At 66.3% G+C, this 24,558-nt stretch carries 16 protein-coding genes; 11 read left to right on the top strand and 5 right to left on the bottom strand.

The window, feature by feature from the left end; all coding sequences use genetic code 11:
- Window positions 1-224: 224 nt before the first annotated feature.
- The 9 genes from katG (at window position 225) to trxA (ending at window position 15,681) form a co-directional block, all read left to right on the top strand.
- Window positions 225-2,429, top strand: coding sequence for a catalase/peroxidase HPI (gene katG / locus ACXJ16_RS07045; protein WP_463921669.1), 2,205 nt, complete (start codon window positions 225-227; stop codon window positions 2,427-2,429).
- Between the two features lie 178 nt (window positions 2,430-2,607).
- Window positions 2,608-4,029: an adenosylhomocysteinase gene (gene ahcY, locus ACXJ16_RS07040; protein ID WP_132469889.1), complete on the top strand. Its 1,422-nt coding sequence runs from the start codon at window positions 2,608-2,610 to the stop codon at window positions 4,027-4,029.
- A gap of 207 nt (window positions 4,030-4,236) precedes the next feature.
- Window positions 4,237-6,591, top strand: a complete 2,355-nt coding sequence (locus tag ACXJ16_RS07035; RefSeq protein ID WP_324698977.1) for a sensor histidine kinase — start codon at window positions 4,237-4,239, stop codon at window positions 6,589-6,591.
- The gene (gene tsaE / locus ACXJ16_RS07030; protein ID WP_324698978.1) at window positions 6,588-7,049 is read left to right on the top strand and encodes a tRNA (adenosine(37)-N6)-threonylcarbamoyltransferase complex ATPase subunit type 1 TsaE; all 462 of its coding nucleotides are present in this window, start codon (window positions 6,588-6,590) and stop codon (window positions 7,047-7,049) included. The genes ACXJ16_RS07035 and tsaE overlap by 4 nt, the downstream gene beginning before the upstream one ends.
- Window positions 7,046-8,044, top strand: a complete 999-nt coding sequence (locus tag ACXJ16_RS07025) for an aminoglycoside phosphotransferase family protein (RefSeq protein ID WP_054435858.1) — start codon at window positions 7,046-7,048, stop codon at window positions 8,042-8,044. Before tsaE ends, ACXJ16_RS07025 begins: the two co-directional genes overlap by 4 nt.
- The gene (locus tag ACXJ16_RS07020; RefSeq protein ID WP_324698979.1) at window positions 8,041-8,766 is read left to right on the top strand and encodes a nucleotidyltransferase family protein; all 726 of its coding nucleotides are present in this window, start codon (window positions 8,041-8,043) and stop codon (window positions 8,764-8,766) included. Before ACXJ16_RS07025 ends, ACXJ16_RS07020 begins: the two co-directional genes overlap by 4 nt.
- A complete protein-coding gene (gene addB / locus ACXJ16_RS07015) occupies window positions 8,759-11,770 on the top strand; it encodes a double-strand break repair protein AddB (RefSeq protein WP_324698980.1) in 3,012 nt (1,003 codons plus the stop codon). The genes ACXJ16_RS07020 and addB overlap by 8 nt, the downstream gene beginning before the upstream one ends.
- Window positions 11,767-15,279, top strand: coding sequence for a double-strand break repair helicase AddA (addA, locus tag ACXJ16_RS07010; RefSeq protein WP_463921668.1), 3,513 nt, complete (start codon window positions 11,767-11,769; stop codon window positions 15,277-15,279). The genes addB and addA overlap by 4 nt, the downstream gene beginning before the upstream one ends.
- Before the next feature lie 81 nt (window positions 15,280-15,360).
- Entirely contained in the window at window positions 15,361-15,681 is a 321-nt protein-coding gene (gene trxA, locus ACXJ16_RS07005; protein ID WP_054435855.1) for a thioredoxin, read from the top strand.
- A gap of 176 nt (window positions 15,682-15,857) precedes the next feature.
- On the opposite strand, the gene ACXJ16_RS07000 is transcribed toward trxA, so the two are convergent.
- The 5 genes from ACXJ16_RS07000 to ACXJ16_RS06980 form a co-directional block, all read right to left on the bottom strand.
- Window positions 15,858-16,736: an OmpA family protein gene (locus ACXJ16_RS07000; protein ID WP_054435854.1), complete on the bottom strand. Its 879-nt coding sequence runs from the start codon at window positions 16,734-16,736 to the stop codon at window positions 15,858-15,860.
- 636 nt (window positions 16,737-17,372) lie between these two features.
- Window positions 17,373-18,185 (bottom strand): inositol monophosphatase family protein, encoded by an 813-nt coding sequence (locus tag ACXJ16_RS06995; protein ID WP_463921667.1) that lies wholly within the window; start codon window positions 18,183-18,185, stop codon window positions 17,373-17,375.
- 23 nt (window positions 18,186-18,208) lie between these two features.
- Window positions 18,209-18,832 (bottom strand): glutathione S-transferase family protein, encoded by a 624-nt coding sequence (locus ACXJ16_RS06990; RefSeq protein ID WP_054435852.1) that lies wholly within the window; start codon window positions 18,830-18,832, stop codon window positions 18,209-18,211.
- 2 nt (window positions 18,833-18,834) lie between these two features.
- Window positions 18,835-20,061, bottom strand: a complete 1,227-nt coding sequence (argJ, locus tag ACXJ16_RS06985) for a bifunctional glutamate N-acetyltransferase/amino-acid acetyltransferase ArgJ (protein WP_324698983.1) — start codon at window positions 20,059-20,061, stop codon at window positions 18,835-18,837.
- Between the two features lie 159 nt (window positions 20,062-20,220).
- Complete coding sequence (locus ACXJ16_RS06980) at window positions 20,221-21,246, bottom strand: acyltransferase family protein (protein ID WP_463921665.1); 1,026 nt, start codon at window positions 21,244-21,246, stop codon at window positions 20,221-20,223.
- A gap of 151 nt (window positions 21,247-21,397) precedes the next feature.
- On the opposite strand from ACXJ16_RS06980, the gene ACXJ16_RS06975 reads away from it, so the two are divergent.
- Both ACXJ16_RS06975 and secA read left to right on the top strand, forming a co-directional pair.
- The gene (locus tag ACXJ16_RS06975; protein WP_054435849.1) at window positions 21,398-21,676 is read left to right on the top strand and encodes a hypothetical protein; all 279 of its coding nucleotides are present in this window, start codon (window positions 21,398-21,400) and stop codon (window positions 21,674-21,676) included.
- 104 nt (window positions 21,677-21,780) lie between these two features.
- Window positions 21,781-24,525 (top strand): preprotein translocase subunit SecA, encoded by a 2,745-nt coding sequence (gene secA / locus ACXJ16_RS06970; protein ID WP_054435848.1) that lies wholly within the window; start codon window positions 21,781-21,783, stop codon window positions 24,523-24,525.
- The last annotated feature ends 33 nt before the right edge of the window (window positions 24,526-24,558 follow it).

Here is a 24,558-nt window from a genome sequence, read left to right as displayed (position 1 = left end):
CGGAAATTTCCGTCAGCGACGATGTTCCTCGCCCTTGATCGCGCGCCTGCATCTGGCAAGCTGGCCGGGCACCGGGAGAGTGTCTAGGCAGGCTTTCTGTAGCTTCCCGGAGCCGCGACAGGCCTCCTGCGATGCGCCGAACAGCGCCCGTGGCCGAATGCGGAGTTTTTGGAACCGCCCGGTGAACAGGGCGGACTGACAGGACCGACCGGAAGGAGAATGACATGGATGCGAAGACCAGCGGCTGCCCGATGCACGGCGAGCCGGTACGATCGCTCTTGGGCCGCACCAACCGAGACTGGTGGCCCAACCAGCTTTCCCTCGACATCCTGGGCGTCAGCGGCGCCGGCCCGCTCGGCACTGGCTTCAGCTATGCCGAGGCGTTCAAGTCGCTCGACTATGCGGCGGTGAAGGCCGATCTTACCGCGCTGATGACCGGCAGCCAGCCGTGGTGGCCCGCCGATTACGGCCATTACGGCCCGTTCTTCATCCGCATGGCCTGGCACAGCGCGGGCACCTACCGTACCGGCGACGGGCGCGGCGGGGCCTCTTCCGGCAACCAGCGGTTCGCGCCGCTCAATTCCTGGCCTGACAACGCCAATCTCGACAAGGCGCGGCGCCTGCTCTGGCCGATCAAGCAGAAGTACGGCGCGAAGCTATCCTGGGCGGACCTGCTGATCCTCGCCGGCAATGTCGCCATCGAGTCCATGGGCGGGCCGACGTTCGGTTTTGGTGGCGGGCGCGAGGACATCTTCGAACCGGAGAAGGACGTCTACTGGGGCACCGAGGAGCAGTGGGTCGGGCAGGGCGCCGAAACGCGCATCCAGCCGGAGCGGGAAATGGCGCTCGAAAACCCGCTGGCGGCGATCCAGATGGGTCTCATCTACGTCAATCCCGAAGGGCCGGGCGGCGAGCCTGATCCAGTCGGCTCGGCCCGCGACATTCGCGAGACTTTCGCGCGCATGGGCATGAACGATGAGGAAACCGCTGCTCTCACGGCGGGCGGACATACGTTCGGCAAGTGCCACGGCGCGGGCGATGCCGCCAAGGTCGGCGCGGAACCGGAAGGCGCGGACATCGCCCAGCAGGGTCTCGGCTGGCAGAGCGGCCATGAAAGCGGTTTTGGCGACCACACGATCACTTCAGGGCTCGAAGGCTCCTGGACGCCCACGCCGACGAAGTGGGACATGAGCTTCCTGCACATGTTGCTCGATTACGAATACGAACTGGTCCGCAGCCCGGCGGGCGCACAGCAGTGGCAGCCGGTGGGGCAGAGGTTGGAGGATCTCGCGCCGGGCGCCCACAGCCCCGAGCGGCGCGTGCCGACCATGATGACCACCGCCGACATGGCCTTCAAGGTCGATCCGGAATATCGGCGGATTCTTGAAGGTTTCCGGGCCGACCCGGATCACTTCGCCGATGCTTTCGCGCGTGCCTGGTTCAAGCTCTGCCACCGCGACATGGGGCCGAAATCCCGCTACCTCGGCCCGGAGGTTCCGGCAGAAGACCTGCTCTGGCAGGATCCACTCCCCGCGCCCGACCATCCGGCGATAGAGGCCGGGGACGTGGCGGACCTGAAGCAGAGGATTCGGGCCTCCGGCTTGACGGTTGCGGAACTTGTCTCCGCCGCCTGGGCTTCGGCATCGACCTATCGCGGGTCCGACCATCGCGGCGGCGCCAACGGTGCACGCATTCGCCTTGCACCGCAGAAGGACTGGGACGTCAACGAGCCGGATAAGCTGGCGCAGATCCTGAGCGTCTACGAGCGCATCAAGGCCGATTTCGACAGTTCGGCTGCAGGCGGGAAGAAAGTGAGCATCGCCGACCTCATCGTGCTGGGCGGCGGTGTCGGCATCGAGAAGGCGGCGGCCGACGCCGGAACGCCGGTGGAAGTGCCGTTCGCGCCGGGTCGGACCGATGCCTCTCAGGCGCAGACCGACATCGAGGGCTTCGCCGTGCTGGAGCCGCGCGTCGACGGGTTCCGCAATTACCTGCAGGTGCCGTTCACTGTCCCGACCGAGGAACTGCTGATCGATCGCGCGCAACTGCTGGGCCTTGGCGCCTCCGAAATGACGGTGCTGGTCGGGGGGCTGCGCGTGCTGGGTGCGAACCACGGCGGGACGAGGGACGGTGTCTTCACGGCCCGCGAGGGGCAACTTACCAACGACTTCTTCGTCAATCTGCTCGACATGGGCACCGCCTGGAAGCAGGTGGACGATGCGGGAGACGAAACCTTCGTGGGCACCGATCGCGCTTCGGGCCAGCCGAAATGGTCAGCCACGCGGACGGATCTGGTGTTCGGCTCCAATTCTCAGCTCCGCGCGCTCAGCGAAGTCTATGCCTGCGCCGATGGAGGGGAGAGGTTCCTCAGGGATTTCGTGTCCGCCTGGGTAAAGGTCATGAATGCGGATCGTTTCGATCTGCACTGAAACGGGGGCTGCGGATTGCCCTGCCAAGGCTTCGGCGAGGCATATAAAGATATCTTTATATTTGCGTCGCGAATGCTGACCGGGTAGGGACGTTGCATTCGAGACGCCGGGCCTGGGCCTGCGGCCCGGCCCGGCGTCTCCCTGCAACTTGCAATATCCAGAGCATCAGGAGCTTCCCGTGGCCACTGCCCAGACCGCCGCCCAGGACTACGCCATTACCGATATCTCGCTGGCCGATTTCGGCCGTACCGAGATCGCCATCGCCGAAACCGAAATGCCGGGCCTGATGGCGCTGCGCGAGGAATTCGGCGCGTCGCAGCCGCTTAAGGGCGCGCGCATCACCGGCTCGCTGCACATGACGATCCAGACCGCCGTGCTGATCGAGACGCTGGTCGCGCTCGGGGCCGAAGTGCGCTGGGCCACCTGCAACATCTTCTCGACCCAGGATCACGCCGCTGCCGCCATCGCCGCCGCCGGCATCCCGGTCTATGCGATCAAGGGTGAATCGCTGGCCGACTACTGGGACTACGTGGGCAAGATCTTCGACTGGTCGACCGACGAAGATCCCAACCTCACCGCCAACCTGATCCTCGACGACGGCGGCGACGCCACGATGTTCGCGCTCTGGGGCGCCCGCGTCGAAGCCGGTGAGCCGCTGTTCGAGCCCTCGAACGCCGAGGAAATCGAGTTCGTCCGTGCGCTGAATGCCTTCCTCAAGGCCAAGCCGGGCTACCTCTCGCGCTCGGTCAACGCGATCAAGGGCGTTTCGGAAGAAACCACCACCGGCGTCCACCGCCTCTACCACCTCGCCAAGGACGGCAAGCTGCCGTTCCCCGCGATCAACGTGAACGATTCGGTCACCAAGTCGAAGTTCGACAACCTCTATGGCTGCAAGGAATCGCTGGTTGACGCGATCCGCCGCGCCACCGACGTGATGCTGGCCGGCAAGGTCGCCTGCGTTGCCGGCTTCGGCGATGTCGGCAAGGGTTCGGCCGCTTCGCTGCGCAACGGCGGCGCCCGCGTGATGGTCACCGAGATCGACCCGATCTGCGCCCTGCAGGCCGCCATGGAAGGCTATGAAGTCGTCACCATGGAAGACGCGGTGAAGCGCTGCGACATCTTCGTCACCGCCACCGGCAACGAAGCCGTCATCACCGGCGAGCACATGGAAGCCATGCGCGACAAGGCGATCGTCTGCAACATCGGCCACTTCGACAGCGAGATCCAGATCTCGGCGCTCGACAACTACGAGTGGAAGGAAGTGAAGGCCGGAACCGACCTCGTGACCTTCCCGGACGGCAAGCAGATCATCGTGCTCGCCAAGGGCCGCCTGGTGAACCTGGGCTGCGCCACCGGCCACCCCAGCTTCGTCATGTCGTCGAGCTTCACCAATCAGACGCTCGCGCAGATCGAACTCTTCGCCAAGAACGACGAGTACGAGAACCGCGTCTACGTGCTGCCCAAGCACCTCGACGAAAAGGTTGCCGCGCTGCACCTCGAAAAGCTGGGCGTGAAGCTCACCAAGCTTTCGAAGAAGCAGGCCGACTATATCGGCGTGCCTGAAGCAGGGCCGTTCAAGCCGGACCACTACCGCTACTGATTTGCTTGGTCGGGAATGCCCATTCGGGCATTCCCGATGCGGCACCGGCCCGCTCCCTCACCTGACCTTCCACGAGTGAACCCTTGATGGGAGGTCGGGTGAGGGAGCGGGCCGGTGCCGCAAGTTCGTCACGGATGTGACGAGCGCACCGACAATGGTGGTCTCCCCATTGTGTTTAACGCGTCCCCGCATCATAGCCGTTGGTGAATGGACCAGGATCGCCTCGTACCCCTCCTGATCGGTCTTCTGCTCGCTGTCTGGATGCTGGCGGCGGCCTGGGCCGTGCTCTCCGCGCGCAGCCGGCAGAAGCGGGCCGAGAACCAGCTTCGTTCCGCGCGCCGGCTCGGCCGCATGGTCGAGGAATCGCCCGCCCTGCCGCTGCTCGTCCGTTCCGACGGCAGGATCGAGGCCAGCCCGCGCCTGGCGCAGTGGCTCGGACTGGACGGCGTGCCACAGTTCCTTTCCGAACTCGATACCGGCGAACGCGGCCTTCCGGCGGAAAAGCTGGAGGAACTGACAGAAGCGGTTCGCCGCACCCAGAAGACCGCCGCACCTTTCCGCATGGTCCTTACGCCGCGCGGGTCCACCCGTTCGCTGGCGCTGCGCGGCCATCTCGCTGATCCGCAGGTCTCGCCGGGCGGCGCGGCGCTGGTCTGGGTCTTCGATTTTTCCGACAGCGAGACCGAACTTACCCGATTGCGTGACGAAGCCTCACGGGCGAGGGGGGACTTCACTGCGCTGGTCTCCCTGATCGAGGCTGCGCCGATGCCGATGTGGTTCCGCCGCCCGGATGGCGAGCTGCAACTGGTCAACTCCGCTTATGTCGCCGCCGTGGGCGGGGACAGTGCGCAAGGCGTGGTCGCCAGCGGCACCGAGCTGATCGAGAACGTCGACGGGCTCACCCCCGCGCAGGTCGCCCGCGTCGCTGCCGAAAAGGGTGCGCCGATCCAGCGCATCGTCTCCACCACGATCAACGGCCAGCGCCGCGCCATGCGCGTCAGCGACCTGCCGCTCGGCGAAGACGGGGTGGCGGGCTATGCCGTGGATATCGAAGACCTTGAGGAAATGTCGCGCTCGTTCCGCGCGTTCCGCGAGGCGCAGCGCGGCCTGCTTGACCAGCTTTCTGCCGGTGTCGCCCAGTTCGACGCCAAGAAGCGGCTGACTTTTGCCAACCAGCCGTTCCAGCGCCTGTTCAAGCTTTCGGCACACACCATGCAGGATTTGCCCGCGTTTGAGCGTCTGCTCGATGCCGCGCGCGATGCCGGGCGCGTGCCCGAAGCGCGCGATTTCCCCGCCTGGCGGCGGGAGAAGGCCGCCTGGTTCGCCTCTGGGGATGCGAGCGAGGAGGCCTGGACCCTGGCGGATGGCACTCATCTGCGCATCGTTGCCCAGCCGGTGCCGGACGGCGGGCTCATGCTGATCGCTGAGGATCGCACCGAGCAACTGCGTCTTTCCGCCGTGCGCGACACCCTGCTGCGGACGCGCACCGCCACGTTCGACAGTCTGTTCGAATCGATCGCGGTGTTCGCGCCGGACGGGCGGATGCAAATCTGGAATCGCCGCTTCGCCGCCGACTGGGGGCTGGACAGCGATTTCCTAGACACGCACCCGCACATGCAGGATCTGCTCAAGAAGATCGCGCCGCGCCTCAAGCGCCCGGCGGAGGCGGAGACGGTCGGCGGCGTGGTGCGCACCGCGACGCTGGACCGCGCGCAGAAGGGCGGCCGCATCGCGCTTGCCGATGGCCGCATGCTGGAATTCGCGGGCGTGCCGCTGCCCGACGGTAACGGGCTGCTCGCCGTGCTCGACATTACCGATTCCCAGAAGGCCGAGGCCGCGCTTCGCGAAAGCAATGCCGCGCTGATCGAGGCGGACACGATAAAGACCCGTTTCCTTGCCAAGATGAGCTACGAATTGCGCACGCCGCTGACATCGATCGGCGGTTTTGCCGAACTGCTGGAGGCGGGCGTCGGCGGCGACCTTTCCGACAGCGGGCGCGAATATGTCGGCGCGATCCTGACTTCGGTGGAACAGCTTGGCGATCACATCGACAGCCTGCTGGACCTGTCGCAGGGTGAGGCCGGGCTGCTTCCGCTCAAGAAAGAGGAAATCGACCCCATGCCCTTCATCCGCTCCGTGGTGGAGGAGCGCGCCTCGCGGCTCCAGAAGGCGGGGCTGGTACTGGATCTTCAGGCCAGCGGATTGCTGCGGCCGATTTCCGGTGATCGCAAGCGACTTGCTCGCGCGGTCGGGCATCTCGTGGACAATGCCATTGCCGCCTCGCGCCGGGGGCAGCGCGTGCTCGTGCAACTCGGCCGCCGCAAATCGGGCGACGGGGAGTGGCTCCAGATTCTGGTGCAGGACCAGGGCGAGGGCATGGATACCCGCAGCGTCGCCCTTGCGCTTGACGGCATGAAGACGAGTGCCGACGGCAAGTCGGTGGAGCGCAGCCAGGGTCTGGGCCTGCCGCTTGCGCGTCAATTGGTGGAAGCGCATGGCGGCGCGCTGCGCCTCGTTTCCGAACCGGGCAAGGGGACCAGCGCCCTGGTGGAGCTTCCGTGAAGATCGCATTGCCCGACCTCGCCGCGATGGAGCGTTTCGGCCGCGCCATCGCCGAACAGCTTCGCCCTGATGACGTGGTGGCGCTGACCGGCGGCCTCGGCGCCGGGAAGACCACGCTCGCGCGCGCAATCATCGCCGCACTGGGGCATGAGGGTGAAGTGCCCTCGCCGAGTTTTGCCATCGTCGAGGTCTATGATCCGGCCCCTCCCGGACAATCGGGCGTGCGCCTGCCCCTGGTCCATGCCGACTTCTACCGCCTGTCCCATCCTTCCGAGGCCGACGAGATCGGCCTTGACGACTATCGGCAGGGCGCTGCGCTGCTCGCCGAATGGCCGGATCATGCCGGAGGCTTCTCACATGAGCCGGGCTGCCTTTCAATCGCGCTGGAAGTTGCGGATGAGGGGCGGATCGCCATTGTCGAGCCGGGGGCTGATTGGCTAGGGCGGGAGCCGAAATGAGCACGAACCTCGCAGACCTTCCCGCCGACCTCGCACCCTTCCTCGCCCAGGCGGGGTGGGCTGGCGCCGCCGTAGAACCGCTTGCCGGGGACGCATCGTTCCGGCGCTACTTCCGCGTGACGCGCGCGGACGGGCAGACGGCGATGCTGATGGATGCCCCGCCGCCCAACGAGGATCCCACGCCTTTCCTGCGTGCCGCGCGCTGGCTCGATGCCAACGGGCTGCGGGCCCCCCGCATCCTTGCCGACTGGGCGGACCGCGGCCTCGTGCTGATCGAGGATTTCGGCCACGCACGGATGCGCGATTATCTCGACCAGTGGCCGGACGACGAAACCGCCGTCTACAAGGGCGCGGTCGATGTTCTGGCGCAGCTTCGCGAACTGCCGCCGGGACCGTTCCTCGACTATTCGATGAGCGAGTACCAGCGCGAGGTACGGCTGTTCGTGGACTGGTACTGCACCGCGCAGAACCTCTACGTCGATTCCGCCGGTTTCGTTGCCGCATGGGAAGCGGTTATGGGCGAACTGCTCCCCCGCCAGCGCCCCGGCGTGACCGTGCTGCGAGACTACCACGCAGAGAACATCATGCTGCTCGGCGCCCTGGAAAAGCAGGGGCTGCTCGATTTCCAGGACGCGCTGATCGGCCACCCGGCCTACGATCTCGTCTCGCTGCTCCAGGATGCGCGCCGCGATGTCTCGCCCGAACTGGAGGCCGAGATGTTCGACCATTATCTCCAGCTCACCGGCGTCGATCCCGAGACCTTCCTTGCCGATTACGCCCGCCTCGGCGCGCAGCGGAACACCAAGATCATCGGTATCTTCGTGCGTCTCTGGCGGCGTGACGGCAAGCCGCGTTATCTCGATCTCATCCCGCGCGTCTGGGCCATGCTCGAACGCGACCTCGCCCATCCGGCGCTGGAACCGGTGGCGCGCTGGTTCGATGCAAACATCCCGGCGCATCTGCGCCAGGCCAATGGCGGGAGCTACGCTGCATGAACGAGGTGAAGCTCGCCAGCGACACGGCGATGGTGCTTTCCGCCGGTCTCGGCAAGCGCATGCGCCCGCTTACCGCGACCCAGCCCAAGCCGCTGGTTCGCGTCGCTGGCAAGTCGCTGATCGACCACGCGCTGGACAAGCTCGATGCGGCGGGCATCGAAAAGGCGGTGGTCAACGTCCACTACCTTGCCGACGCGCTGGAAGGCCATCTCAAGGTGCGGCGCAAGGGCCCCGCGATCACGGTCTCGGACGAGCGTGACTGCCTGCTCGAAACCGGCGGCGGCATGGTCAAGGCCGAGGCGCTGCTGCCCGAGACTTTCTTCTGTCTCAACAGCGACAACATCTGGCTCGACGGGCCGGTGGACGTGTTCCACGAGCTTTCGCTGGCTTGGGATGCCGGAAGGATGGACGCGTTGCTGCTCATGGTGCCGCATCCGCGCGCGATGAATTATCGGGGCGACGGGGACTTCCATCTCGATCCCGTGGGCCGGGTGACGCGCCGCAAGCGCGGCCATGTCGCGCCGTTCATCTATTCCGGCATCCAGATCGTGTCGAAGCGCCTGTTGCGCGATGCGCCCGAAGGCCCGTTCTCGACCAACCTGCTGTGGAGCCGCGCGATCGAGGAGGGCCGCCTCTACGGTATCTCGCATACCGGCCTCTGGTTCGAGGTGGGCGAACCTTCCGCGATCAGGCCGACCGAGGAATGGCTGCCCCGTGCCTGAGCGGCACGGCCCGAAAATCTATTCCATTGCTGCGCACCGTGGTTTCGCCGACGCCCTGGTCGCGGGGCTGGTGCCGCGCTATTCCGAAGGTGAACTGGGCCTCGCGCGGCTGACCTTGCTGCTGCCGAGCCGCCGTGCGATCCGCACTGTTACCGAGGCGTTCGTCCGCCATTCGGGCACGACGGATCGGCCGGGGATGCTGTTGCCGCGCATGGTCGTGGTGGGCGATCTCGATCTCGACGAAACGCTGGGCCCACTGCTCGATCCGCTCGGCGCGGCCGAAATCGCGCCTGCTGCCGATCCGACGCGCCGCTGGCTGCGGCTTGCCCACTACTTGCGCGAGGTTGAGGGAGACGAGGCCGGAAAGGGGGCCGCCCTGCTGCGCCGTGCCTGGGAACTGGGCCGCACCATGGACAGGCTGCTGGTAGAGGGCATCGCGCCGATCGACCTCATCAGCGAGCGCGTGATCGGCATCGTCGGCGATCTTGCCGGTCACTGGACCGACAATACGCGCACCTTCCTGAAAGTGCAGCAATACTGGATCGCGGAACTGGCGGAACGCGGCGAGATCGACGCGCCTGAACGCCGCAACCTGCTGTTCGAACACGCCGCCCGCGAATGGGAGGCTACACCGCCCGCATATCCTGTCGTCGCCGCCGGCGTGACCAGCGCTTCGCCGTCGCTGGCAAGAATGCTGCGCGTGGTGAGCGAGCTGCCGGGCGGCAGCGTCGTCCTGCCGGACTTCGATCTGGCGCTTCCGCCGGAAGTCTGGGACGAACTCGGCACGGCAGGCAAGCCCGAACAACCGGACGATCCTCCGTTCGGCCGGGCCGATGCGGTCACGCATCCGCAGTACCACCTCAAGCTCCTGCTCAACCGCATGGGGATCGCGCGGGACGAGGTCGCGGCCTGGCATCGCTCCGGCTACGGCGCCTCTCCGGCCGAGCGCAGCACGGTGATATCGAACCTGTTCCTGCCGCCGCGCGCTTCGGCGGCCTGGGTCAGCCTTCCCGCCGAAAAACGTCGCCTGGCAGGGGTGCGGCTGATGGAAAGCACGCATCCCGAGCAGGAAGCGCAGGCCATTGCCGTGATGGTGCGCGAGGCGCTGGAAGTGCCGGAACGGCGCGTGGCGCTCATTACCCCGGATCGCGGCCTTGCCGGGAGGGTCGTCGCCCATCTTGAACGCTGGGGCATCACCGCGGACGATACGGCGGGACGTCCGCTCGCCCAGACAGCCGCAGGACGGCTCATGCTGTTGCTGGCTGAAGTTCTGGCCGAACAGGCGGCGCCGGTGCCGCTCATGGCGCTTCTGGTGCATCCGCTGGCTGGCGGCGGCGAAGGGCGTCCGCGCTGGCTGGAAAGTGCCCGCAAGCTCGATCTTGCCTTGCGGGGGCCGCGTCCCGGCGCGGGTCTTGCCCCTCTCGCCGAACTGGCGGAGCAGGAAAAGCTTGGCGAGTGGTGGGCCGAAGTCGAAGCCGTGCTCGCGCCGCTCTTCGCTCTGGGTGAGGCCGAGCCGCTCGAATTCCTCCTTGGCAAGCTGGTGGATGCTGCCGAGACACTGTGCGGCGAGGCGATCTGGGCCGGCGCCGATGGCCGCGCGCTGAGCGCCATGGTCGAGGAACTGCGCGCGGCGGCGGGTTCCGCAGGCACGCTGTTCGACCCGCGCGAACTTCATGCCATGCTGCGCGACGTGATGGACCGTGCTGCAGTGCGTCCGCCCTGGGGCGGGCATCCGCGCGTGTCGATCTACGGCTTGCTGGAAGCGCGGATGAGCCGCGCCGATCTCGTCATCTGCGGCGGTCTCGTCGAAGGTGTCTGGCCGGCTTCGCCCTCGCAGGACGCGCTGCTGCCGCCTGCCGTGCTGCGCGCGCTTGGCGTTCCCGGAGCGGACTTCCGCATCGGGCTGGCCGCGCACGATCTTGCAGCGGCATTGGGGGCGCCCGAAGTGGTGCTGAGCTGGGCCTTGCGCGATGCGGGCGGGCCGGTGATCCCCTCGCGCTTCGTGCTGCGCGTGAAGGCGCTGCTTGGCGAACAGGGCGACCGCCATGTCGAGAGCGAGGCCCTGCGTCTGGCCCGTATGCTTGACGATGCCGTACCGGTGCCGCCGCATCCGCGCCCGCAGCCGATGCCTTCGGCCGAACAGCGCCGTGTCGATCTGGCCGTGACCGGGCTCGACCGGCTGCGCGGAGACCCTTACGAATTCTACGCCAATGCCGTGCTGCGCCTGCGCAAGCTCGACGCGCTCGATGCCGAGCCGAGCGCGGCGTGGAAGGGGGAAGTCGCGCACAAGATTCTGGAGGACTGGCACAAGGCGGGCGAACCGGTGGACGGGCTTCACGCGATCGCACAGGCCGTGCTGACCGAGAAGAACGCGCACCCGCTGATGCGCGCCCTGTGGTGGCCGCGCCTTTCCGCTGCGCTCGATACCTTCCGGGATCTGGTGCTCGAACACAAGACCGCGGGCCGCAAGGTGATAGCCAGCGAGGCATGGGGCGACATGCGCCACCGCGACATTCGCATCCATGGCCGCGCCGACCGTATCGACCGGCTGGCCGATGGCTCGCTGGCGGTGGTGGATTACAAGACCGGATCGCCGCCCACGGCGCGCCGGGTGGAGGAAGGCTTTGCGCTGCAGCTCGGCCTGATCGCGCTGATCGCACAAGGCGGCGGATTCAAGGACATGCAGGGCCGTGAGATCGCGGGCGAGGCCAGCGGCTTCGAATATTGGTCGATGGCCAAGGACAAGGGGCGGATCGGTTACGACACCACGCCGCTCAAGGTCGGCAAGCGGCGCTCGGGCATCGAACCGGACGATTTCCTGCCCGAGACCGAGCGCTACCTGAACGATGCGCTCGACCGCTGGATTCTCGGGAACGAACCCTTCACCGCGCGCCTCAATCCCGAACTCGGCTCTTATGCGGATTACGATCAGTTGATGCGTCTCGACGAATGGATCACCTCGCTCGGCGGCCGGGAACGCGCGGGCGGGGAGGATGAGGCATGAGCGGTCCCGCCGCCGTCCATCCGCTGCACGGCAACCAGATGCTGGCGGTGAACCCGCGCGATACCGTGTGGCTTTCGGCTTCGGCCGGCACCGGCAAGACCCAGGTGCTTTCCTCGCGCGTGCTGCGGCTGTTGTTGCAGGAGAACGTCGAGCCTTCGCAGGTATTGTGCCTTACGTTCACCAAGGCGGGCGCCACCGAAATGGCCGCGCGCATCAACGGCACGCTGGCGGAATGGGTGCGGCTTGAGGACACCCTGCTGTTCCAGCGGCTGGACGCGATCGGCGCGCCGACCGATCCCGACACGAGAGCGCGTGCACGCACCCTGTTCACCGCCGTGCTCGACAGTCCGGGCGGGGGCCTGCGGATCGACACGATCCACGCCTTCTCGCAGTGGCTGCTGGCGACGTTCCCGCTTGAAGCGCAGCTTGTGCCCGGCACGCGGCCGATGGAAGACCGCGAACGGGCGTTGCTGGCCCGGCAGGTGCTTGCCGATCTGCTCGTTTCGGCTGAGAACGATCCTTTCGACGGGCCGGGGCTGCTGGGTGCCATCGCGCAGCTTTCGCTGCGTCACGGGCCGGACTCGGTGGTCGATTTCCTGCTCCGCTGTGCAGGCGCACGTGAGGCCTGGTTCGGACCGGGATCGTGGCAGGCCGGCGATATCCGCAGCCACGTCCTGCGCCTGCTTGACCTGCCTGACGAAGCGGGTGACGAATTGCTCGCCGAAATGTGCAGCGACGATGCTTTCGACGTCCGCTCGCTGCGCAAATGCTGCGAGGTTCTGGCCGAATGGAACACCGCCACCGCGCACAAGGCAACCGACGTCCTGGTTCCGTGGCTCACCTGGAGCCCGGCGAAGCGGGCGGAGGGGATCGACGATCTCCACGCCGCGCTGTTCACCAAGGACGATGGCGTTCGCAGCCTCAACCACTTGTCCAAGCGCGATCCGGATTACGAAGGCTATGCCGTGCGCGTAGGCGAGAGCGTTGCGCGAATCCGCGAGACCAAGGCGCTGCTGGGCCTTGCCGAGAGGCTGGTGCCCGCGCTGCGGCTCGGCCGTGCCTTCGCGCTCGCCTGGGACGAGGCCAAGCAGCGCGAAGGGCTGATCGATTTCGACGACCAGATCCGCCGTGCCGCCGATCTGTTGCGCGGACAGGCCTCTGCCGACTGGATCCGCTACAAACTGGATCGCCGGTTCGACCATATCCTGGTTGACGAGGCGCAGGACACCAATGCCGCGCAGTGGGATATCGTCTTCGCCATGGCGGAGGAGTTCTGGGCAGGCGAGGGGCAGCGCGAAGGCCATCCCCAGAACCTCATGCGCACGCTCTTCGTCGTGGGCGATTACAAGCAGGCGATCTTCCGTTTTCAGGGCACCAGCCCCGAGAACTTCCGCCGGGCCGCGGACCGGGTGCGCGGCAAGATGCGTGAGGCGGCCGACAATGCGGATATGTTGCGCAGCGGTATAGCCGCGCGGCCGCTCATGGAACTGGGGCTGGACCGCAGCTTCCGCACCGCGCAGCACGTCCTCGATTTCGTGGATCAGGCCATCTCCGGCATCGGCCATGCCAGCTTCGGGCTCGACCGTCCGGCCGGGCGGCATGTCGGGCAGGAAAGGCCGGGCTACGTCGCCTTGTGGAAGCCTGTCTCCGAGCAGATCGGCGAAGACGATGACGAGCCTCTCGAAGACGACGACAACGACGGGCAGCAGCCCAACTGGCTTTCGCGACCGGACCGCCAGATGGCCGAGCGCATCGCGCAGCAGGTACGGGAATGGCTCGATCCATCCGGCCCGGGCTTCACGCTGAACAAGGGTAGTCCTCGCCGTGCGGGTGCGGGCGACATTATGGTGCTGGTGCGCCAGCGCAAGGAGCTTGCCGGGCTGATCGTTGCGCGGCTTCATGCGGCGGGCGTGCCGGTGGCGGGCGTCGACCGTCTGCGTCTGGGCGCGCCGCTGGCGGTGAAGGACCTGATCGCCGCGCTGCGCTTCGCGGTGCAGCCGCTCGACGATCTCAACCTTGCCGCGCTGCTGGTTTCACCGCTCATCGGCTGGAGCCAGGCCCAGTTGCTGCAACATGGCTACCGGGACAGGAACCGCCGCCTGTGGGAGCATCTGCGGGCGCAATCCGGGCCCGAGATCGCGGCGGTTCTCCAGCAACTGGGAGCACTGCTGGCGCTGGCGGATTACGAACCGCCACTGGCGCTGCTGCACTGGCTGCTGGTCGGCCCCTGGCAGGGGCGGCGCAAGCTGGTCGCACGGCTCGGCAGCGAGGCCAATGACCCGATCGACGAACTGGTCAACGCCGCGCAGGCCTACGTTGCCACGGATACGCCCAGCCTTGCGGGCTTCCTCGCCTGGTTCGACGCGGGCGACGGCGAGCTGAAGCGCGAGGCGGATGCGGCCTCCGGTCTGGTCCGGGTGATGACGGTGCATGGCTCGAAGGGGCTGCAGGCACCCATCGTGATCCTGGCGGACGCCACCGGCAACCCGGAAGCGGCGCGCGACCGGGGCTTCGATCTGTCCGATCCGCGCGATGAACGCCGCAAGGTGCCGCTGCCTCCGCTCTCGAAGGAAGAGAAGGTCGGCCGCATCGCCGCGCAGATCGCCGCCAATCGCGAGGGGGACGAGCAGGAGCACTGGCGCCTGCTCTACGTCGCCATGACCCGCGCCGAGGAAGCGTTGTTCATCGGCGGTGCGCTCGGTCGGCGCGACAGGGATGGTCCTGCCGAAAAGAGCTGGTACGCGAACTTGCGCGCGCTGTTCCCGGCTGAGGCCGAAGTCGAGGATCCGATCTGGGGCACGCGGTGCGAACATGGCCCGCCGCCTGCGCCGCTGCCCGCCGAAGTCCGTTCGGTGGAACTGCCGCTCCGCGAACCGCTGCCGCGTTGGCTGGAACGGGCCCCGCCCGCCGAACCGCGCCCGCCGCGCCCGCTGGCGCCGTCCTCGCTGGGTGAGGACGATGCGCCCGATCCGCCGTTCCCGCCGGGTGCCGGGCGCGATGCCTTGCGGCGCGGCACGCTGGTTCACAAGTTGCTTGAACGCCTGCCGCAAGTGGAAGCGGGCATGCGCGAGGAATCGGGTTGGCAATGGCTGGCCCGCAATGCTGCCGACCTGCCGGAAGACACGCGCGAGGCCATGCTGGCGAGCGCGATGGCGGTGCTTGCAAACCCGGACTGGGCGGAACTGTTCGGCCCGGCCAGCCTTGCCGAGGTGCCGGTGGCGGCCGTAGTCGGCGGGCAGGTGGTGGCGGGCACGATCGACCGTCTCGTGGTCGAGCCTGAGCGTATCCGCCTTGTGGATTACAAGACCGCGCGCCGCCCGCCAGAGCGGCTGGAGCAGGTGCCGCGCGGCGTCTTGCGCCAGATGGGGGCCTATGCCGCCGCGCTGGAAGTGGCGTTTCCCGGCCGCGCCGTGGAAGTGGCGCTGCTCTACACCACGGTGCCGCGCCTGATCGAGGTTCCCGCCGAAGTGCTGGCTGTTCACAAGCCGGACTTTTCCCCGGCCCAGTAAAGCTATGCCGGGGCAGGCGTTGCCTCGAGACAATTCGTCCCTAGATTGCGTTCAACCGAGATACCCGAGGAGTTTCAATTCATGGCGACCATCGCTGTTACCGACGCCAGCTTCGAAGACGACGTTCTGAAGTCCGACAAGCCGGTGCTCGTCGATTTCTGGGCCGACTGGTGCGGTCCCTGCAAGATGATCGGCCCGGCTCTGGAAGAGATCAGCGACGAGCTGTCCGAGAAGGTGACCATCGCCAAGATGGACATCATGGCCAACACCGGCATCCCCGCCGAGATCGGCGTGAAGTCGATCCCGTTGATGGTGCTGTTCAAGGACGGCAAGCCGGTCGCCCAGAAGCTTGGCGCTGCTCCCAAGAGCGCGCTGAAGGGCTGGATCGAAGGCGAACTCTGAGGTTCGCATCGGCCTTGAACCGGGGGCCTGAACCGGGGGCCTGAACCGGGGGCCTGAACCGGCCAGTCCGGCAAGGCCGCTTTTCCGGCAGGAACAAAAAAGCCCCTTCCACCTTGCGGCGGAAGGGGCTTTTTCGTGCGTCTTGGGCAGGTGCCCCGTCGGCGCGGCAGGCGGCCTTACAGGCCGTCGAGGCCCTTGCTGACGAGGATGTTCACTGCAACGCGGCGGTTCTGCGCCTTGCCCTGCGGGGTCGTATTGTCCGCCAGCGGGTCGGCCTCGGACATGCCGGTGGGCGTCAGCATGCGGTAGGGCTTCCAGTGGCAGGCCTGCTGGAGATAGTTGACGACGCTGCCGGCGCGCTTTTCGCTGAGCGTCTGGTTGAAATCGGGGCTCCCGGTGGAATCGGTGTAGCCGACCACGAGCAGCAGGGCGTTGTCCATGCCCTCGGCGGCCGAGGCCGCGGCGCAGAGGTCGTTCTTGGCCTGGGGGGACAGTGCCGCCTTGCCGGTGTCGAAGTTCACGTTCGTCGTGCCCTTGACGTTGTACTGGTCGATGTCGCCCATGCGGCCGCGCAGCGCTTCGGTGGCAGCGGTCTGTTCGGCAAAGCGCTGGTCCGTGCCGTTGTGGATCATCGACGCGGTCTTGAGATCCTTGTTCTGCAGCTTGATCTGGCTGGCCACGAGGCCGCCGCCGGATTGCATCGTCTTTACGGAAACCGGCAGGCCGTTCAGCAGCGAACTGGCGACCAGCTTGTTGCGACCGAGCCCGAACAGGCCCTTGCTGGCGCTGATGCGGGTGGCGTCGTTCACGGCGATCACGGTGTTGGTGCCATCGGCGGCGGTAACCTGCATCCGGTCGCCGCTGCGCGCGGAAATGATGCCTTCGACGTCAGGCCCTTCGGTCATCTCGGCAGCTTCCGGCGCGGGGGCGCTGTAGCTGGCGGAAACGTCGGCTTCGGGCGGTTCCTGCGACTGCGCGGCCAGGCTGGCGGAAGCGGTGCCGGTCAGCATTGCGGCCAGCAGGAGGACTTTGGGGCTTTTGGTAATGACACTCATTGCGGCGACTCCTTAAAACTCGACCTGTCAGGCCTGCGTGATCGCAGCTTTCGTCCGACCGCAGCCGCTTCGAAAAAGCCTGGCCACCGTCGGAACCCCCTCCATCTCGTTTCAATGGCATGCGGCAGATTTGCCGCACTTGAACTTCATGGAAAGCCTGCGTGTTCAGGTTCACCTTTCCGCTGCATGAACATGTTTTGCGCCGGCAGTGCCGTGCCGGTAATTCGAGTTTCCTGTGCGGTGAGTTGATGGATAGGAGGGCGGTGATCCATCGCAAGGCGCGATCTATGGCCTATCTGTCCCGATGTATTGTCGTGATGAACTCTGTTTGGCGTGGTCTTGGTTGGAGAGTATTGATTTAAATGGAAATTATCTCGCATGAGTTCTTAAAGCGTTGAATTTAAAGCCTGGAGCAATTTCCTGAATTGTTCCCGCCGGATCGACGAAGCGGCCCGCGTGCAAGGCGGGCCGTTTGCGCGGCGGTGGTGTGAGGTGTCGGGTAGCCGGAATAGGGCTCGCAGGGGATTGAGCGGCATTCCTGCCGATCTCCCGGCAGAGCCGATCCGAGGTCAATCGTGCGGGCACGGTAAAGCGTTCTCCACCGCCCGCTTTCGGCTGGCAGGCCGCTGAAAAGCTTCAGTCTTCCAATGCGGAGAGACGGTTGGCCAGAGCTTCGAACAGGGCGGGCGAGGCCGCTCCGATCAGGCCCTTGCGGCCGATTTCGTCCACCCGGTAAGCGGAGCCGTCCGGGCGGGCGCATTTCCCGCCCGCCTCGTTCAGGAACAGCGCGCCCGCCGCATGGTCCCAGGGCAGGGTGCGCTCGAACACCGCGACGTCGTTCTGGCCAAGGGCGAGGCGAGGGTATTGCTCTGCGGCGCAGCGGGGAATGTCTACCATGCGGTAATGCGGGGCGACTTCGGTGCGCAGGCGTTCGCGGCGCGATTCCTCGGTGAAGATCAGCGAGATCGCGGCGACGGGCGGCGTTTCGCCCGTGGCGCGGGCAGTGAGGCGCTCGCCGTCTACCCAGGCGCCGCCGCCCGCCGAGGCGCGGCAGAAGCGGCCGGTCAGGCAGTCCAGTATCCAGCCGCCCAGCGTCTCGCCCTGGTCCGCCAGCGCGATCAGCATGCCGAACGGGGCCTTGCCCGCGGCGAAATTGTTGGTGCCGTCCAGCGGGTCGACGATCCAGCAGAGCCGGTCCTTGAGCTTGAGCAGTTCGTTCTCGTCAGCGAACGTCGCTTCCTCGCCCACGACCGAAGCCTCGGGGAGGAGGGCGGTAAGGCGCTCGGTCAGGATCGCCTCGCTCTCACGGTCGGCCACGGTGACGACGTCGTTCACCGCCTTGCTCACGATCTGTTCGCTCGACAGCGATTGGTAGTGCGGCAGGATCACATCGCGAGAGACTTCGCGCATGATCGTTTCGACCGCGATGTTGAGCGTGGAGGTGATCATGCAGGAGGCCTTTTGACGGAGGATCAGGTGAGCGGGATCATGACCTGCCGGGCATAGCCCTTGCGCTCACGAATGCGGGCGTACCATTCGGCCAGCGCGGGAAACTCGGGCTTCTCGAACGGGAGCGAGAACCAGGTATAGGCGTATACCCCCATGGGAATATCGCCCAGGCCGAACTCCCCGCCGGAAAGCCAGGGCTTTTCGGACAAGTAGCGTTCCAGCACGACAAGGTGCGCGGCGCAGGTTTTCACGTCACGCTCGATAGCGGGCATGTCCCACTGGTCCTGCGGGGTGCGGGCCATCGAAAGGAAGGGCAGGCGCTGGGCGTCGGCATAGGTGATCTGCCAGTCCATCCAGCGGTCGGCCAGCGCGCGGTCGATGGGATCGGGCTGGAACCAGCGATCGCCGCCGTATTCGGCCGCCATGTAGCGCAGGATCGCGTTCGATTCCCAGAGGACGAGCTTGCCGTCCTCGATCATCGGCACCAGCCGGTTCGGGTTCTTGGCGAGGTACTCCTCGGTATAGCCGAACGAACCGCCGATATCGTGGCGCACGTAGTTCAGGCCCAGTTCCTCGGCGAACCAGGCGACTTTCTTGACGTTGTGGGAGTTGAGGCGCCCCCAGATGGTGAATTGCGGCCCGGCCATCGTCAGCTCCGATAGTCGGCGTTGATCGAGATGTAGCCGTGCGTCAGGTCGCAGGTCCACACGGTGGCGGCGCCTTCGCCAAGGCCGAGGTCGACCTCGATAGTGACGTCCTGCCCCTTGAGGTGCGCGGCGACGGGCGCTTCGTCATAGTCGGCGAGCGGCAGGCCCTCACGCGCGGCCCAGGTGCCGCCGAAGCCGATGGAGAGCTTGTCGCGGTCCGCCGGTTCGCCTGCCTTGCCCACGGCCATGACGACGCGGCCCCAATTGGCGTCTTCCCCGGCGATGGCGGTCTTCACCAGCGGCGAGTTGGCGATGGCCATGCCGACCTTGCGCGCGCTTTCGTCGGATACGGCGCCGGTAACGGCGACCTCGATGAACTTCTGCGCGCCTTCGCCATCACGCACGACGAGGTGCGCGAGCTGGCGGCAGACGTCATGGATCGCGGCGGCAAAGGCATGGGCGCCGGGCGAGGCGATCGACGAGATCGGCGCGTTGCCGGCCTTGCCGGTGGCGAAGGCGAGCACGGTGTCGCTGGTGGAGGTGTCCGAATCGACGGTGATGCACGAGAACGTGCGGAAGTTCGCGGCGGAGAGGCATTCCTGCAGGAAGGCAGGCTCCACGGCGGCATCGGTAAAGATGTAGCCGAGCATCGTCGCCATGTCCGGCGCGATCATGCCCGATCCCTTGATGACGGCGGCGAGGGTCACCTTGGTCTGGCCAATCATCGCCGTGGCCGTCGCGCCCTTGGCGAAGGTATCGGTGGTGGAGATGGTGTTGGCAACGTCCTCCCAAGAGCAGGGCTCGGCGGTGAGGGCTTTCTCCACGCCTTCGCGCGCCTTGTCCTTGGGCAGAGGCACGCCGATCACGCCGGTCGAGGAGACGAAGACCTGTTCGCGCGGGCAGCCGATGTGCGCTGCGACCTGGTCCATGATCTGCTCCACCGCCTCACGCCCGCGGTAGCCGGTGAAGGCGTTGGAGTTGCCTGCATTGACCACCAGCGCGCGGGCGAAACCCTGCTTCACGTTGTCACGGCCCAGTTCGACTTCGCTGGAACAGCACAGGTTCCGGGTGAACACGCCCGCAACCGCGGTGCCTTCTTCCAGCTCCACATAAGTCAGGTCGCATCGGCCCCAGTCCTTGTACCCGGCGCGCACGACGTGCGGCGTGACGCCGGCGATCGGCGACATGGCGGGGAAGGGCGAGGCGAGCGGTGAAGTGGGATAGGCCATGGGCAAAGCGACTAGCGCGTGGGTGTGACAGGTCAAGCGTCGGAACAATGGTTTGAGGCGATCTGCCCGGCAGTGACGCGGCGCGCGGTTCGATCCGGCCCGTGACGCCGGGGGCGCGGCAATGGAGAGCGAGTTTCCCGGGCAGGTGGCGCTTTCGCTCTAGGCGAAGCGCGTTTCGTCCCTGGCGCTAGCGTGAGGATCGGGTGCCGTCCTGCGGCGTCTTGCGGATGAAAAGGCAAGGATGGCGGCCGCCAGCAGAGCCGGAAAAATCCCGAAAAGCCGTCCTCGCTCGCCGCCGCCGAGTTGGCTGGCCAGCATGAGGATCGGGAAATGAACGGCATAGAGCGGGAAGGACAGACTGCCGAGCAGGGCGAGCGGCCGCTCGGCGATGCGCGGTGGTATGGCGGTCGCCGCAATCCAGAACAGCGGCGGAAACCCGAGCGAAATCACAAGCGCGTCGGCGATCCAGACCGGCATTGGAACAAGCGGCAGGAGCGCCACGACGGCGATCGGCATGAGCAACGCGATTCGCCAGTCGGCGGCGCTTGCGGGCCTGCGGGCGCGCCACCGCCGCGCCATGACGATGCCCAGCAGGTAGGACCATCCCCCTCGCAGCAATCCGGCCGGCAACTGGCGCAGGTCCCCGCCGAGGTCGCCGTCACCCGCGCGGGCCATCAGCATGACCAGCCCGGCCAGGCAGGCCAGCGCCAGAAGCGCAAGCTTCGCGTCGGTCAGGCGATGAAGCTTCATGCCGTGAAGCAGGTTGAGAGCCAGTTCGGCGAACAGCGACCATTGCGGCGTATTGGCGGGGAACGTCATCCCGCCGGTCAGCATCGGGACCATGGCGAGGGATAGCACGAAGGCCGCAAGCGCGAGGCCGCCGTTGCCGGTCGCGCCGAACAGGGCGAAAGCGCCGGGAATCGCTCCGGCCGCCACCATCGGCAGAAAACGGCGGAAGCGCCGGCGCAGAAACGTGACCGCATCGATTTCCGCGCCGAACCGGGGTTCGAATGCCAGCGTCAGCACGAAGCCGGAAAGCAGGAAGAACAGGTCCACGAAAAGGTAGCCGCGCGTAAAGGCGGGGAAGGGGGCGGAAAGCCGGGCGTGGAAGACGAGCACGCCGATCGCTGCGAATCCGCGCAGTCCGTCAAGCAGCAAGAGTCTTTCGCCCGGATCGGTTTTCACTGCGCTCGCTTCGTGATGGACCTGCAACTGCGGAATAGCGCGCCAATCGTTAAGGCGGCGTTTTGGGCTTTACGCCGCGGGCTGTGCGCTAAATCCGGCGATGCGCGATGGGTTGTGGACTATTCATCCTGCGCCCCCTATCTGATCCGCCATGGCAAACCGCCTGCTCCTGACCCTGCTGGCCCTGTTGACGGGCCTCGCCGCGCAGATCGGCCCTGCCGACGCGCGCGCGTCGCAGGTTGCCAGCCTGCAGGTCGTGCTGATCGAAGCCGCCGTTGCCGCCAAGGCACCGCGCGCGCCGGTCGCCCTTGCTCAGCTTCCCGAACCGGGCCTGCGCAATACCCGCCGCCATGCGCCGCCGCTTGTCGCGGTGCCGGAATCGCCGGCGGTGCCCACGGTGCTCACCGGGATAGACCGCGCGCGCGAATAAGCGCGCCGGGCATTCGCAACCTCGCGAAAACCTTTTCACGTGCCCGCGCGTCATGCGGGTGCGTTCATCCGACATAAGCCTTCACGAAAACAGGGATTCCCGCCATGTTCGGCGCCATCGCCAAGTCCATTTTCGGTTCGTCCAACGACCGTTACGTCAAGTCGCTCGATAAGGTCGTGGGCCAGATCAACGCCTTCGAGCCCGTGCTGGAAGCCTATAGCGACGAGGAACTGGCCGGCCAGACCGTCAAGTTCCGCGAACTGCTGGCCAATGGCAGCACGCTTGACCAGATCATGCCGGAAGCCTTCGCCACCGTGCGCGAAGCCTCGAAGCGCGTGTTCGGCATGCGCCACTTCGACGTGCAGATGATCGGCGGCATCGTGCTCCATCGCGGCGAGATCGCCGAAATGCGCACGGGCGAGGGCAAGACCCTGGTGGCGACCACCGCCACCTACCTCAACGCGCTTGAGGGCAAGGGCGTGCACATCGTCACCGTCAACGACTACCTCGCCCGCCGCGACGCGGAGCAGATGGGCAAGCTGCACAATTTCCTCGGCCTGACGATCGGCGTGATCGTGCCGAACCTCAACGAATACGAACGCCGCGAAGCCTATGGCGCCGACATCACTTACGGCACCAACAACGAGTTCGGCTTCGATTACCTGCGTGACAACATGAAGCATGAGCGCAGCCAGATGGTGCAGCGCCCCTTCAACTTCGCGATCGTCGACGAGGTCGACTCGATCCTGATCGACGAGGCCCGCACCCCGCTCATCATTTCCGGCCCGACCGACGACAAGTCGGAGCTCTACATCCAGGTCGACGCGGTCGTTAAGCAGTTCGTTCCCGAGGACTACGAGACCGACGAGAAGACCAAGAGCATCAGCCTGACCGAGGACGGTGTCGAGAAGGCCGAGCGCATGCTCGAAGCCGCCGGCCTGCTCGTCGGCTCGAACCTCTACGACGTCGAGAACACGCAGGTGGTCCACCACCTCGACCAGAGCCTCAAGGGCGTGGTCATGTTCAAGCGCGACATCGATTACATCGTCAAAGACGGCAAGGTCGTCATCATCGATGAGTTCACCGGCCGCATGATGGACGGCCGCCGCTGGTCGAACGGCCTGCACCAGGCGGTGGAAGCCAAGGAAGGCGTCCGCATCGAGCCCGAGAACCAGACGCTCGCCTCGATCACCTTCCAGAACTACTTCCGCATGTACCCCAAGCTTTCGGGCATGACCGGCACGGCCGCCACCGAGGCGCCGGAATTCTACGACATCTACAAGATGAACGTCGTCACCATCCCCACCAACGTGCCGGTGCAGCGCGTGGACGAGGAAGACGAGTTCTACAAGAACACCCACGACAAGTTCGGCGCCATCGCCAAGCTCATCCGCGAGCGCTACGAGACCGGCCAGCCCGTCCTCGTCGGCACCGTGTCGATCGAGAAGTCGGAGCTGCTATCGGACTTCCTCAACAAGGAAGGCGTCAAGCACTCGGTGCTGAACGCGCGTTTCCACGAGATGGAAGCGCATATCGTTGCGCAGGCCGGTTCGCTTGGCGCCGTGACGATCGCCACCAACATGGCCGGTCGCGGCACCGACATCCAGCTTGGCGGTAACGTCGAGTTCCGCGTCGAGGACGAGCTGCGCGACATGCCCGAGGGGCCGGAGCGCAACGAGGCCATCGCCCGCATCAAGATGGAAGTCGCCGAGCAGAAGCGCCTCGTGCTCGAAGCCGGCGGCCTCTGCGTGATCGGCACCGAGCGCCACGAAAGCCGCCGCATCGACAACCAGCTGCGCGGCCGTTCGGGCCGTCAGGGCGACCCCGGCCTTTCGAAGTTCTACCTCTGCCTGGAGGACGACCTCCTGCGCATCTTCGGCCCGGACACGCTCTTCGCCAAGATGATGAACAGCAACCTTGCCGATGGCGAGGCGATCGGTTCCAAGTGGCTGTCCAAGGCCATCGAGACCGCGCAGAAGAAGGTCGAGGCGCGCAACTACGAGGTCCGCAAGCAGGTCGTCGAATACGATGACGTGATGAACGACCAGCGCAAGGTCATCTACGAACAGCGCGCGGACATCATGGATGCCGAGACGGTGGACGAAGTCGTCGTCGACATGCGCAACGACACGGTCAACGCCATCGTCGCCGATGCCTGCCCGGCCGGCTCCTATCCCGAGCACTGGAACGTCGAGGCACTCAAGGCCAAGTCGCTCGACGTTCTGGGCATAGAAGTGCCGATCGAGGACTGGATCGAGGAAAGCGGCGTCGATCCCGAGCTGGTCGAAGAGCGCGTGGCCGCCATGGCTGCCGAGCACATGAACGCGAAGATGCTGCAGGACGATCCGGCGATCTGGCGCCAGGTCGAGAAGTCGATCCTGCTCGACCGTCTTGACCACTACTGGAAGGAGCACCTTTCCACCCTCGACGCGCTGCGTCAGGTCGTGTTCCTGCGGGCCTATGCCCAGAAGACCCCGATCAACGAGTACAAGACCGAGGCCTTCAGCCTGTTCGAGCGCATGCTCGACCAGATTCGCGAAGACGTGACGCGCATCCTGTCGGTCAGCGAACTGCGCATCCCGGAACCGGCCGCGCTGCCCGAACTGCCGGACTTCCTGACCGGCCACATCGACCCGCTGACCGGTCTCGACAATTCGAACGACGGCGACGGTTCGGCCTTCATGCCAGAACTGTTCGGTTCGCTGGCGGGCAGCCCGCAGGCCGGTGTCGGCGTGGGGGCCGGTGGCACCGGGGAGAACCCCTATGCCGATCTGCCGATCAGCCGCAATGCGCCGTGCCCCTGCGGTTCGGGGCAGAAGTACAAGCACTGCCACGGCGCGCTCGCCTGAGGCGGTGAAGGGGCCGGCGCGGCGAATCTGTCG

It is taken from the genome of Novosphingobium sp. TK71, from assembly GCF_055361505.1.
This window is presented reverse-complemented; position numbering and strand designations above follow the sequence as displayed.